The 11372-nt window shown below is 72.1% G+C and carries 14 protein-coding genes; 7 read left to right on the forward strand and 7 right to left on the reverse strand.

Annotated elements, in window-relative coordinates; translation table 11 throughout:
• The first annotated feature begins 235 nt into the window (after positions 1-235).
• Positions 236-1618 (forward strand): C1 family peptidase, encoded by a 1383-nt coding sequence (locus tag EUA98_RS18595; protein WP_130104185.1) that lies wholly within the window; start codon positions 236-238, stop codon positions 1616-1618.
• A 75-nt stretch (positions 1619-1693) separates the two neighbouring features.
• Here EUA98_RS18595 and EUA98_RS18600 read toward each other — a convergent pair whose 3' ends face one another.
• Complete coding sequence (locus EUA98_RS18600; RefSeq protein ID WP_130104186.1) at positions 1694-3133, reverse strand: MFS transporter; 1440 nt, start codon at positions 3131-3133, stop codon at positions 1694-1696.
• Between the two features lie 232 nt (positions 3134-3365).
• On the opposite strand from EUA98_RS18600, the gene EUA98_RS18605 reads away from it, so the two are divergent.
• Both EUA98_RS18605 and EUA98_RS18610 read left to right on the forward strand, forming a co-directional pair.
• On the forward strand, positions 3366-3941 hold the full coding sequence (locus tag EUA98_RS18605) for a TetR/AcrR family transcriptional regulator (RefSeq protein ID WP_130104187.1): 576 nt from the start codon (positions 3366-3368) through the stop codon (positions 3939-3941).
• Between the two features lie 9 nt (positions 3942-3950).
• Positions 3951-4610, forward strand: a complete 660-nt coding sequence (locus tag EUA98_RS18610; RefSeq protein ID WP_130104188.1) for a spermidine synthase family protein — start codon at positions 3951-3953, stop codon at positions 4608-4610.
• Positions 4611-4638: 28 nt separating this feature from the next.
• On the opposite strand, the gene EUA98_RS18615 is transcribed toward EUA98_RS18610, so the two are convergent.
• The 5 genes from EUA98_RS18615 to EUA98_RS18635 all read right to left on the reverse strand — a co-directional run bounded on the left by EUA98_RS18615 (position 4639) and on the right by EUA98_RS18635 (position 7429).
• Positions 4639-5235, reverse strand: coding sequence for a hypothetical protein (locus EUA98_RS18615; RefSeq protein WP_130104189.1), 597 nt, complete (start codon positions 5233-5235; stop codon positions 4639-4641).
• On the reverse strand, positions 5232-5531 hold the full coding sequence (locus EUA98_RS18620; RefSeq protein WP_165372911.1) for a hypothetical protein: 300 nt from the start codon (positions 5529-5531) through the stop codon (positions 5232-5234). The genes EUA98_RS18615 and EUA98_RS18620 overlap by 4 nt, the downstream gene beginning before the upstream one ends.
• Positions 5532-5732: 201 nt before the next feature.
• A complete protein-coding gene (locus EUA98_RS18625; protein ID WP_130104191.1) occupies positions 5733-5945 on the reverse strand; it encodes a hypothetical protein in 213 nt (70 codons plus the stop codon).
• Positions 5942-6757, reverse strand: a complete 816-nt coding sequence (locus tag EUA98_RS18630; protein WP_130104192.1) for a GNAT family N-acetyltransferase — start codon at positions 6755-6757, stop codon at positions 5942-5944. Before EUA98_RS18630 ends, EUA98_RS18625 begins: the two co-directional genes overlap by 4 nt.
• Positions 6758-6835: 78 nt before the next feature.
• Positions 6836-7429, reverse strand: a complete 594-nt coding sequence (locus EUA98_RS18635) for a GNAT family N-acetyltransferase (RefSeq protein WP_130104193.1) — start codon at positions 7427-7429, stop codon at positions 6836-6838.
• A gap of 151 nt (positions 7430-7580) precedes the next feature.
• Here EUA98_RS18635 and EUA98_RS18640 point away from each other — a divergent pair, with 151 nt between their 5' ends.
• A complete protein-coding gene (locus EUA98_RS18640; RefSeq protein WP_130104194.1) occupies positions 7581-7814 on the forward strand; it encodes a hypothetical protein in 234 nt (77 codons plus the stop codon).
• Here EUA98_RS18640 and EUA98_RS18645 read toward each other — a convergent pair.
• Complete coding sequence (locus tag EUA98_RS18645; protein WP_130104195.1) at positions 7784-8707, reverse strand: 3-methyladenine DNA glycosylase; 924 nt, start codon at positions 8705-8707, stop codon at positions 7784-7786. The two genes, EUA98_RS18640 and EUA98_RS18645, sit on opposite strands and share 31 nt — an antisense overlap.
• Before the next feature lie 128 nt (positions 8708-8835).
• Between EUA98_RS18645 and EUA98_RS18650 the strand changes: the two genes are divergently transcribed.
• The 3 genes from EUA98_RS18650 to EUA98_RS18660 all read left to right on the forward strand — a co-directional run bounded on the left by EUA98_RS18650 (position 8836) and on the right by EUA98_RS18660 (position 11253).
• Complete coding sequence (locus EUA98_RS18650) at positions 8836-9579, forward strand: pyridoxine/pyridoxamine 5'-phosphate oxidase (RefSeq protein ID WP_130104196.1); 744 nt, start codon at positions 8836-8838, stop codon at positions 9577-9579.
• Complete coding sequence (locus EUA98_RS18655; RefSeq protein WP_207219160.1) at positions 9576-10343, forward strand: maleylpyruvate isomerase family mycothiol-dependent enzyme; 768 nt, start codon at positions 9576-9578, stop codon at positions 10341-10343. The genes EUA98_RS18650 and EUA98_RS18655 overlap by 4 nt, the downstream gene beginning before the upstream one ends.
• Positions 10344-10440: 97 nt before the next feature.
• Entirely contained in the window at positions 10441-11253 is an 813-nt protein-coding gene (locus tag EUA98_RS18660; protein WP_130104197.1) for a methyltransferase domain-containing protein, read from the forward strand.
• Positions 11254-11372 lie beyond the last annotated feature (119 nt).

Raw genomic sequence — 11372 nt, forward strand, 5'->3', positions numbered from 1 at the left:
AAAGATATCCACAACGGGTCGCCGAGAGCAGCAGGAATCTGTGGAAAGAACGACGAAACAGGCGCCTGGGGACGGGTCGAGATCCCCGGGGCGGTCGTCGCGAGAAACGCCCCGGAGTGCGCCGTGGCAGGCGCGATCACCGCGAAACAATCTCGCCGGACTGATCCGGGCCGGGGCGAGACTACTGTCGACGTGGCATCAGAGCCACATCCCGCGCAATGGAATCGAGCACCACATGACGACCACCTCCGCAGCGATCCCGGTCAGCAGCCTCCCCCTCCCTGAGGTTCCGGGAGCCCTGACCGGGGCGACCCTTCGCGGATTCGCGGACTCGTTCGCGTCGGACGCCACGGCGGTTCGCATGCAGAACGCGGTCACGCGCTCGGGGTTGGACGAGGTCGCGGCGAACCACGCCCGGCAGGTCTCGCTCTCGACGACGATGTCGAACCGGCTGGATGACTGGACGGTGGCCAACCAGAAGAAGTCGGGGCGCTGCTGGCTGTTCGCCGCGCTGAACCTCTTCCGCTGCGGGGCTCGCGAGGTGCTCGGGGTGAAGGAGTTCGAGTTCTCCCAGAGCCACGCGATGTTCTGGGACAAGCTGGAGCGGGTCAACTACTTCATGGCGGACGTCATCGCGACCGCCGAGCGGCCCGTGGACGACCGGCTCGTGACGTTCCTGCTCGCGGAAGTGATGGGTGACGGCGGGCAGTGGAACATGGCGGCGAGCGTGTTCGCCAAGCACGGGGTCGTCCCCAAGGAGGCCATGCCGGAGACCGAGTCCTCGGGCAACACCACGGTGCTCAACCGCTCGCTGCGCTCCCTGCTGCACCACGCGGCCTGCACGGTGCGCACGCTCGTCGCCGACGGCGCGGACACGGCAGCGGTCGAGGCCGCGTGCCAGCAGGTCGTCGCGGACGCCTACCGGATCCTGGCCATCCATCTCGGGACGCCGCCCGACTCGTTCGACTGGCAGTGGCGCGACGACGCCGGCAGCTTCCACCGCGACGGGGGGACGACGCCGCAGGAGTTCTTCGCGAAGTACGTCACCATCCCGGTGGCGGAGTACGTCTGTCTGGTGGACGACCCGCGTCCGGAGCACCCCAAGGGCGGCACGCTCACCATCGAGCGCCTGGGCAACGTCGTCGGTGGCGATCCGGTGCTGTACCTGAACACCGAGATCGCGCTGATGAAGCGGCTGGCGATGGAAGCGATCGTGGCGGGGGAGCCGGTCTGGTTCGGCTGCGACGTCAGCCAGCAGATGCTGCGCAAGGAAGGTCTGTGGTCCGCCGACCTGCTCGACCTGGAGGGCGTCTACGGCGTCGACCTCACGATGACGAAGGAGGACCGGGTCCGCTTCGGCGAGTCGATGATGACGCACGCGATGCTGCTCACCGGCGTCGACGTCGTCGGCGGGGTCCCGCGTCGGTGGCGCGTGGAGAACTCCTGGGGCGACGCGGGCGGTGACAAGGGCTTCTTCACGATGGACGACTCCTGGTTCGACGAGTACGTCTTCGAGGTCGTCGTGCGCACCTCCGCCCTTCCGGCGGAGTACCGGACAGCTCTGGGCGCCGAGCCGGTCGCCCTGCCCGCGTGGGACCCGATGGGCGCGCTCGCCTGATCGCTCGCGTCGAGGCTGGGGCTGCCGCCGATCGCGGTAGCCCCAGCCCGAGGTGTCCTGCGGGTCGGGTGTCGCCTACTCGGCGACCTCACCGCCGACGTCGGCCTTCGTCGCGCGGACGAGGACGAGCGCGATCGGGGTGACGACCAGCACGATCGCGGCCGCCCAGGCGAACGCGTGGGTGTAGCCGGCCACGAGAGCGTCGAGCTGTGCGGTTGCCGTGCCGGTGCGTGCGGGGACGAACGCCGTCGTGGTGGTGAGGGCGATCGTGCTGAACAGGGCTGTCCCCAGCGAGCCGCCGACCTGCTGGGCGGCGTTCACGAGAGCGCCGGCCGCCCCCGAGTCGTGCGGGTCGACCCCGAGCAGGGCGATGTTCTGCATCGGGACGAAGACCATCCCCATCCCCAGCCCGAAGAGCACGAGCCCGGGCAAGATGTGCCCGGCGTAGGTGCTGGTGGTCTCGAGCTGGGCGAGCAGGAGCAGACCACCTGCGGCCACGACCGGACCGATCGCCAGCAGCGGTCGTGGTCCCACCCGCGGCATGGCCTGGGCCGACACGGTCGCGGAGAGGAAGATCGCCGCGGTCATGGGAAGCGTGGCGAGACCCGCGCGGACCGGTTCGTAGGCGAGGACGATCTGCAGGTAGAACGTCAGGAAGAGCAGGCCGCCGAGCATCGCGGTCCCGGTGAGGAAGGCCGCAAGGAACGCCGCGGCGCGGTCGCGCTGGGCGGGGATGCGCAGCGGCAGCAGCGGGTGGTTGGACCGAGCCTCGACCAGGACGAACAGAACGAGGAGAGCGACGCCGAGGCCGATGAAGCCGCCGGCCGAGCCGGTCGTCCAGCCGTCTTCCGCCTGGGTGAAGCCGTACACGAGGGAACCGAGCCCGACGGACACGAGGCCGACGCCGGGCCAGTCGTAGCGGGTGTTCCCCGTCGCGCGGCTCTCCACGATCAACCGGGCGCCGGCAATGACAGCCACGACCGCGATCGGGATGTTGACGAGCAGGCACCACCGCCAGGAGGCGTACTCCGTGAGCAACCCGCCGACCACCATCCCGATCGCGGCGCCACCACCGCCGATGGCGCCGAAGACGGCGAACGCCGTGCCGCGGTCGCGCCCGGTCGGGAACGTGACCGTCAGCAGGGCCAGGGCCGCCGGAGCGAGCAGCGCCGCAAAGACGCCCTGCAGCGCGCGCGCCGCGAAGAGCTCGCCCGCGCTCTGCGCCACCCCGCCGATCGCCGAGGCGACGGCGAACCCGATCATCCCGGTGAGGAACGCGCGCTTGCGGCCCCAGTAGTCGGCGACCCGACCCCCGAGCAGGAGCAGTGCCCCGAATGCGAGGGCGTAGGCGGTGACCACCCACGAGCGGCTCGCGTCGCTGATGCCGAGGTCCGCCTGGGCGCTGGGTAGCGCGATGTTGACGATGGTGCCGTCGAGCACGACGGTGAGCTGCGCGAGACCGATGACGGCGAGCACCCACCAGCGGCGGTTGCCGTGCGGGGCAGCGGTCTCCACGGGGTCGTACTGCGGGAGTGGACCCGTGACGGGGACGGGTGTGCGTGCAGATGCGGACAAGGCTCAGCCTTTCTCGGCTGTGAGGTGGGGGTCGTGACGCCGGGTGCTCGGGCTACAGAAGGGCTCAGCGCAGCAGCCGGCGACGGTGTCGTCACTGTAGGCGGCTTCTGACGGAAGGGCAACCAACCGGTTGGTTGCCCTTCCGAGGTGCGATCGCGTAGCCTGCGTCGTCATGACCAGTCCCGGCGCCCAGACGAAGGTTCGCATCTTGCGCGCCGCGAGCGCCGAGTTCGCGGCCCACGGCCTGGCCGGGGCCCGCATCGACCGGATCGCGAGCGCCGCCGGGGTCAACAAGGAACGGATCTACGCGCACATCGGCGACAAGCAGGTGCTGTTCGGTGCGGTGGTCGAGGCGAACCTGGTCGAGCTCGCCGCGCACGTCTCGCTCGACCCGCTCGACCTCGCCGAGTCCGCGGGGCGCATCTTCGACCACGTCAACGCGTTCCCGGAGCACCTGCGCATCCTCGACTGGGCCCGCCTCGAGGGCGCCGACGACCTCGTCGCGGACGCGGACCGCAGCGACCCCGACCGGCTGGTGCGGCTCGGTGAGGTCGAGGAGGCGCAGCGCGCCGGGGTGGTCCGGGCGGACGTCTCGCCCGGCGACGTCGTCGTCTCGATCTTCGCGATGGCGACCGGATGGCTGCACGCGCCGGCCGCATTCGCCGGTGAGAGCGAGCGCCTCGTCGCAGAGCGCCGTTCCTTCGTCGTCGACTCGGTTCGCCGGTCTCTCGCCCCGGAGCAGTCGTAGCCTGCGGACATGGGGGACGACGCATCGGTGATCGAACGGGTCGACGGCCGGTGCGGCGAGCTGGTGCTCTCGCGCCGCGACGGACACTTCGAGGTGGTCGCGAACGGCGTCTCCCTGATGGACACCCGTGGTGGCTGGTCAGAGCGGCTGCACGTGACCGCGGCGGCCGACCGCATGCCGCCGCCGGGCCGGATGCTGATCGGCGGGCTCGGGGTGGGCTTCTCGCTCGCCGCGGCGCTCGCCCACCCGGGGGTGGGGGCGGTGCACGTCGTGGAGCGCGAACCCGCGGTGCTCCGCTGGAACCGGGGACCGTTGGCGCCCGGGAACGGGGACGCACTGGCCGACCCGCGCGTCCAGGCCCACGAGGCCGACGTCGTCCAGTGGTTGGCCCACGCGCCCGCGGCCTCGCTCGATGCGATCTGTCTCGATGTCGACAACGGTCCCGAGTGGCTGGTGACCCCGGGCAACGCCTGGCTGTACGGGCATGACGGGTTGCGCACCGCGACCAGGGTGCTCTCGCCCGGCGGCGTGCTGACGATCTGGTGCGCGGCGCCCTCGCCCGCGTTCGTCGCTCGCATGACGGAGCACTTCGCGGAGGTGGAGATCAGCGAGATCCTCGCGGCACGGGGCGACCCGGACGTGATCGTGCTGGGTCAGTCGCCTCGGTGACCCGAGAGCCCTGACCGACTCGGGAGCCCTACTCGGGTTCGGCCGGCAGGTCGAGGCGTCGCTTGTAGTACGCCCAGGGGAACCACATGGTCTTGATGAGCTGCCAACCCTCGTCTCGCAACCGGTGGCGGCGTCCGCCGATCGAGACCAGGTCGCGGCGGTGCTCCCACTGCCACGGGGACGCCTCGACCAGGTGGAACAGGGTGCCGTAGTCCACGCTGTGCCACCCGTGCCGACCGGCCTCGGCGAGCGCATCCATCTCGTCGAACGCGGTCAGGGGGCTGAGGATCTTGCGCTCGGGCACCCCCTCGACGGCCGGAACGCCGTCCGGGAAGCTGCCGGGAGCGCCGAACCTCTGCTGGGCGGCCTGGCGGCTGACCCCGAGCAGCCGACCGATGGTGTCCCAGCTGTGCCCGGCATGCCGGGCACCGTCGACGGCCTCGCGCAACAGCCGGCTGGTCTCCTCCGCCGCGGTGCGGGTGGCGGCGACCAGGCGCAGGTACGCCACGGGATCGTCCTGCAGCCCGGCGCTCATCCCGGCCGGCGCGCTGAGCACGGCCGCCGCGATGGCCTCGCGCAACGCGACGATCTCCGCCGCGGAGAGGAGGTTCTCGCTCTGGCTCATCGCTGCTCCTCCGGCTCGGCGCGCAGCGGTTCCAGGGCGTCAAGGACGGCCAGGTCGGCCGCGAGCCTCGACGTCGCGGGCGCCGTCGGCACCGGCGGTCGGTGGTGGTACACCGTTGCCAGCGTCGCGGCGGACCCTACCGCCAGCACCCCGCAGAGGACCGCGAGCAGGTGCGCCAGCGGCCCGTCGTGCACGAGCAGGCCGATGAGGGCGAACGAGATCAGGGCGAGGGGCGCAACGAGCGTCGCGATCCGGTCGTTGCCGGTCGGTCGGTGTGCGGAGCTCGGATTCGACATGTGTCAAGCATGGATTGACGCCCCGCATCTGTCAAGGGCCAATTGACAGGGGGCGAGCGGTAGGGCGGCGCGGCGCATCCACCCCTCGACGACGGCGTCGAGCGGTGCGGCAACGGTGACAGACGATCGTCCCGGGCGGCCGGGGCTATCAGGTCGATCGAGGTGGGGTCGAGGACGGCGTTGCCCTCGGTCCGGTGGCGACTACAGGTCTCTGAAACGCTCCTGGGCGGACTGGCGGGTGGTGCCGAGGGTGTCGCCGACCTGCTGCCAGGTCACCCCCTGCCGGCGCGCCTCGTGCACTGCCTGGCGCAGGTGCAGGTCCGCGGCGTTGAGCGTGTCGCGCGCGGCACGGATGGCCTTCACGTGGCTCGCGAGGATCGAGTCGTCGTCCTGGGTGGGTTCGTTGATCGTCATGTGTCAAGGATATCCTGACAGTTGATCGCCGCACCCGGGACACGCGCGGAATCTGCTCGCGCGAGCTCGATCTCTACCTGGGCCTCGGTGTCCTCGAACCCGACGGACCGGTAGATCCTGATGGCGTGGTAGCTCGGGTCGGCGACCATGACGAGCGTCGTCGCGCGCAGCGACGTGAAGCCGTACGTGCTCACGTGGTGAACCAGCGTCCCGGCCAGACCGAGCCCACGCGCCTCGGGGTGGGTGTCGACGCTCTGGAACCGGGCAAGCCCGCGGCCGTCGGAGAACAGCCCCATGCCCGAGACCATCCGACCGTCCAGGAACGCGCCGAACCACGATCCGGCGCCCGCCTGCTGCAGCGCGGCCATCGAGTCCATCGATCGGTCGAGGAACGTGCGATGGCTGATCGGGTCCATGTCTGGCGCGTTGGCCATCCGCAGCGCGATCGCGGACTCTCGGTCGTGGCTGTCGGTCAGGTCGAGCGGGCGGCAGACCGCGTCACGGTTCGGGTGAGGGGGTGCGTGGACCGCGGTCGCAGTCATCACGACGCTCGCCTGCACGTCGTACCCGGCTGCGACGAACTCGGCGTACCCCGAGACGTCGCCGGAGGTTCCGTCCACGCCGAAGGTGCGGTGGGACGCCTCGGGGAACTCGCGGGCGAACGCGGCCTCCCAGTCCCGGACACCCGCCGCCGTCGGGGGGCCGGGGAAGAGCAGGAAGTTTCCCCACCAGAACTCGGGGTTGTGCGGGCTCACGACCGCGAGATAGTCCGCACGCTCGTCGATCTCACTTCCCTGCAGGGTCAGGAGCATGAGGTCAGTCCTGAAACCAAGGGAAGTGATCTGCACAGTCGCGAACGTAGCAAGCGGTGTCCACTTGTTTTGGGCTCGCTAGCGGTGGACGGCCAGGCGGCGACGCAGCTCGTTGCGGACGGACGGCCACTCCGAGGCGATGATCGAGAAGACGACCGTGTCCCGCAGGGAGCCGTCGGCCATCCGGCTGTGGTTGCGCAGCACGCCGTCCTGCTTGGCGCCGAGACGGGCGATCGCAGCGCGCGACTGGTGGTTCATCCAGTGGGTGCGAAACTCCACGGCGATGCACTCGAGCTCCTCGAAGGCGTGCGTCAGCAGGAGGAGCTTGCTCTCGGTGTTGGTGCCGGTGCGGTGTGCCGACCGGGCGTTCCAGGTCGACCCGATCTCGACGCGTCGGTTCTCGGCGTCGACGTTCATGTAGGTCGTCATCCCGAGGATGCGGCCGGTGTCGTTGCGCCGCACCGTGAACGGCAGCATCGTCCCGGCGTCGCGCAGGGCGATCCGTCGGTCGATCTCGGCGCGCATCGCCTCGGGACGGGGGATCGCGGTGTACCAGAGGTTCCACAGCTCGCCGTCGCGGGCGGCGTCGTTGAGCCCATCGTGGTGCTCGGGGGAGAGCGGCTCCAGGGTCACCAGAGCCCCGACCAGGGAGACCTCTCGCAGGAACGGCACGGGCGACACAGTAGGGGACGCCCCGAGCGGGGCGAGCCGGTCGGCGATATGGGTCGAAAAGCCTACGGTGGCGGCCGGAAGCTGCGGGACCGTTGCAGTGCCGGAAGACCCCGGCCACTCACGCACGTCGATCCACACCCCGGAGCGTCCGATGACCACGATGACCATCTCGCCGAGCACCACGCCAGGTCGCACCCCGCTGCAGGCCGTGAGCGACGCCCGCCGGTGGGTGCGCGAGACGCCCGCCCCCCGCTGGGAGGGTGACGCCGGAGCCAAGGCCGTCTTCGCTGCGTATGTCGGCGGCAGCGTCGTCGTGTGGACCGTCCTCGGGATGTCGATGGCCGGGCTCCTCGGTCAGCTGCTCACCGCGGTCTCCCAGGCGTAGTGGCCGAGGTCCTCGACCACGTCGATCAGGCGGCTCCGCAACCCGGCCGACCGCTCGGCGAAGGCGCGCTGTCGGGCGACGTACGTCGCCCTGCCCGCCGGGGTCTCGATCGCGACCGCGGGTTCGCCGAGGGACGACACGTCGTACGGGGACGCCTGCATGTCGAGCACGCGGATGTCCCGCGCCAGCTCGAACGAGTCGAGCAGGAGGCCACCCGGGGCCGCCGGTCCGAGCTTTGACGTCCATTTGAGCAGGTCCATGTTCGCGTGCAGGCAGCCGGGCTGCTCGTCCACGACCTGGGTCTGGCGGGTCGGGGTGAGGGCGTTGCGGCCGACGGCGTCCGGGGTGAAGAACCGGAACGCGTCGAAGTGGCTGCACTGGATCGGGTGCGCCTCGACGACGGCGTCGGTGCCCGCGCGTCCGAGCCGCAGCGGCAGGTCGTGCCGTCGTCGGGCGTCGCCGGAGCGATAGACCATCGCCCACTCGTGCAGCCCGAAGCAGCCGGCGAACGGGCGCCGGGAGGCGGTCGCGACGAGCAGCTCCCGCAGGTAGCGAACCGTGTCGCCCCGGTCGGCGAGGAACGCGCCCACGTCGAGCGTGACGGCGCCGTCGCCGTCGGTCGAATACCAGCGCCACGCGGCGTGCTCGGCGGGCCCGTCCGCCGTCGGCCGCAGGACCGTGCCCGCGCCCGGGTGCCACCGGCGAAGCTGCGCGGGCCGGGTGCCGTAGTAGTCGTACAGGAAGTCCTCGATCGGGTGCCGTTCGCCGGCCGCGCGGCGCTCGCGGTGCGCGGCCGTGAGCGCGTCTGCCCGGGCCGCGTGGGCGGCCGCGGAGGCCAGCCAGTCGGCAGGTTCGCGCACCGCCGTCGCGCAGGCGGGCGCGGGCGTCGTCATGGACACAGGGTAGGCGGGGCGCGGCGGGGGCGGGGTGCCGCGGGAGCGGGCCTCGCGCGCGGACATAGGGTCGGATCCTGCAGGAGCGTCGAGCAGCGGACCGTCGAGGGGGAAGTCGTGGAGGAGTCATGAGTCGGCCTGTCACCGGTCAGGTCAGTTCCGGCTCGGGCGAGGGGCCGACGGCGGTCAGCACGGCGCCGACGTCGTCCAGCGGGTCCCTCCTGCGCCAGACGCTGCGCGGACTCCCGGTGTTCGCGGGGGAGCTGCCCGCGTTCGATCCCGCAACCGTTCCGGACGATCCGATCGCCCTGTTCGTGGCCTGGATCGGCGCGGCCATCGAGGCCGGCGTCGCGGAGCCGCATGCCATGACGCTCGCCACCGCCGACGCCGGCGGGGCCCCCTCGGCCCGCGTGGTCATCCTCAAGGACGTGCACGACGGCGGCTGGGAGTTCGCCACCGACGCGCGCAGCCGCAAGGCCGCCGACGTCGCCCGGAACCCGCTCGGTGCCGTGACCTTCTACTGGCAGCTTCAGGCGCGGCAGGTCCGGCTGCGCGGCTCGATCGTCGCCCGCGGCCCACGGGTGTCGGCGGCCGACTTCCTGTCCCGGTCGCCCGCCTCGCGCGCGGCCGCGTTCGCCGTCCGGCCGGGGGAGCCGCTCGGCTCGCCCGCGGAGCTCGAGGCCGCGCTCGCGGACGCCCTGGTCATGGTCGAGCGCGCCCCGGAGCAGGTGCTCGCCGAGTGGACGCTGCAGGCCCTGGTCCCGCTCGAGATCGAGTTCTGGCAGGGCGACCGACGCCGCGCGCACACCCGGGTCGTGTACCGCCGGGACGCGGTCGGCGAGCCGTGGCGGCACGAGCTGGTGTGGCCGTGACCGCCGTCGGCCCCCGCGCCCCGATCCGTCCGGGTGGCCTCGTGGTCGCGATCCGGCGGGCGCACGAGCGGCTGGGCGGCGCGATCGAGCCGCTCACCGACGCGCAGGTCGGTCAGCCGTCGCGGCTGCCGGGCTGGAGCCGTGGTCACGTGCTCGCGCACCTCGACGGCCTCGCGGCCGCGATCGCGCGCCAGATCGACTGCGCGCGCCGGGGCGAGCTCGTCGACTTCTACGACGGTGGCCGTCCGGCCCGGGACGCCGCGATCGAGGCCGGCGCGAGCGCCCCTGCGGCCGAGCACGTCCACGCGCTCCGCGTCGCGACCGAGCGGATCGACGCGCTGCTCGCCGGCCTGGCGCCGGCCGACTGGGACCGGCCCGTGCGGTTCCGGGACGGGGTGGTGCTGTCCGTCGCGCTGGCCTGGTGGCGCGAGGTCGAGATCCACCTGGTCGACCTCGACCTCGGGCCCGACTCCGACGAGTGGAGTGCGGAGCTCTGCGACCATCTCGTGGACTTCCTCGCGACGCGCGTCCCTGCGGGTTCGCGGGTCGTGCTCGAGGCTCCGGACGGCTGGCGCCGCGACCTGGGCGCCGGGGCGGCGCGGACCGTGCGCGGTGACCGGGCCGATCTCACCGCCTGGCTGGCCGGGCGCGAGCCGGTGCGGGCGATCCGCGCCGCCGACGGCGACCACCTGCCGCGGCTCGACCCGTGGCCGGACTCGACCCCGCCGGAGCCGCCTGCGGCGACCTCCCCGGATCTCGCCTGAGCGGCGCCCGGCGTGCACGTCGGCACCCTCTCTCTCGATAGGTGAGACAAAGAGTCCGTAAGTTGAGAAACTGATCGACTGACCGCCTACTGGTGGGGTGACAGACACCGATCAGTACACCCACGGCCACCAGGAGAGCGTCCTGCGGTCGCACCGGTGGCGTACCGCCGAGAACTCCGCGGGCTACCTCCTGCCCGCGTTGTACCCCGGGCAACGCCTGCTCGACGTCGGCTGCGGGCCGGGCACGATCACGATCGACCTGGCGACGCGCGTCGCGCCCGGGGAGGTCATCGGGCTGGACAAGTCCGAGCGGATCGTCGAGGTCGCCCGGGTCGCGGCCGGTGCCGCGGGGGTCACGAACCTCGCCTTCCAGGTCGGCGACGTGTACGCCCTGCCGTTCGAGGACGGCAGCTTCGACGTCGTGCACGCCCACCAGGTGCTGCAGCACCTCACCGACCCGGTGGCGGCCCTGCGCGAGCTGCGGCGGGTGACGCGGCCGGGCGGGCTGGTCGCGGTGCGCGACGCCGACTACGCGGCGATGACCTGGTACCCGCCGTCGGCCGGGCTGGACGAGTGGAGCGAGCTGTACCACGAGGTCACCCAGGCGAACGGTGCGGAGGCCGACGCCGGGCGACGGCTGCTGTCGTGGGTCCGCGCGGCGGGCTTCGACCCGGCCGGGCTCGCAGCCAGCGCCGGGACGTGGTGCTACGCCACCCCCGAGGACCGCGAGTGGTGGGCCGAGCTCTGGGCCGAGCGTTCGACGTCGTCGGACTTCGCCAAGCAGGCCGTCGCGCACGGACTTGCGGACGACGTCGGGCTCGAGCACCTCGCCGCCGGCTGGCGTGCGTGGGGTCGGCACGAGGACGGCTGGTTCGCCGTGCTGCACGGCGAGGTCCTCGCGCGGGTCTGAGCACGCCTCGCCCGAGGCTGAGCGGAGCACGGTTCCCGCGCGCCTAGGTGTTCTGGCTCATGACGTTGGTGACGCCTGCGTGGAGGCGTGAGGCCGGGGGCTGGTTCCCGATGGCAGTG

It is taken from the genome of Pengzhenrongella frigida (assembly GCF_004168625.1).
GTDB lineage: Bacteria > Actinomycetota > Actinomycetes > Actinomycetales > Cellulomonadaceae > Pengzhenrongella > Pengzhenrongella frigida.

What these genes read in the sequence shown, in the direction of transcription:
- EUA98_RS18595 (WP_130104185.1), top strand. Translation starts at nt 236, where the DNA reads ATGACGACCACCTCCGCAGCGATCCCGGTCAGCAGCCTCCCCCTCCCT.
- EUA98_RS18605 (WP_130104187.1), top strand. Translation starts at nt 3,366, where the DNA reads ATGACCAGTCCCGGCGCCCAGACGAAGGTTCGCATCTTGCGCGCCGCG.
- EUA98_RS18610 (WP_130104188.1), top strand. Translation starts at nt 3,951, where the DNA reads ATGGGGGACGACGCATCGGTGATCGAACGGGTCGACGGCCGGTGCGGC.
- EUA98_RS18615 (WP_130104189.1), bottom strand. Translation starts at nt 5,235, where the DNA reads ATGAGCCAGAGCGAGAACCTCCTCTCCGCGGCGGAGATCGTCGCGTTG.
- EUA98_RS18620 (WP_165372911.1), bottom strand. Translation starts at nt 5,531, where the DNA reads ATGTCGAATCCGAGCTCCGCACACCGACCGACCGGCAACGACCGGATC.
- EUA98_RS18625 (WP_130104191.1), bottom strand. Translation starts at nt 5,945, where the DNA reads ATGACGATCAACGAACCCACCCAGGACGACGACTCGATCCTCGCGAGC.
- EUA98_RS18630 (WP_130104192.1), bottom strand. Translation starts at nt 6,757, where the DNA reads ATGCTCCTGACCCTGCAGGGAAGTGAGATCGACGAGCGTGCGGACTAT.
- EUA98_RS18640 (WP_130104194.1), top strand. Translation starts at nt 7,581, where the DNA reads ATGACCACGATGACCATCTCGCCGAGCACCACGCCAGGTCGCACCCCG.
- EUA98_RS18645 (WP_130104195.1), bottom strand. Translation starts at nt 8,707, where the DNA reads ATGACGACGCCCGCGCCCGCCTGCGCGACGGCGGTGCGCGAACCTGCC.
- EUA98_RS18650 (WP_130104196.1), top strand. Translation starts at nt 8,836, where the DNA reads ATGAGTCGGCCTGTCACCGGTCAGGTCAGTTCCGGCTCGGGCGAGGGG.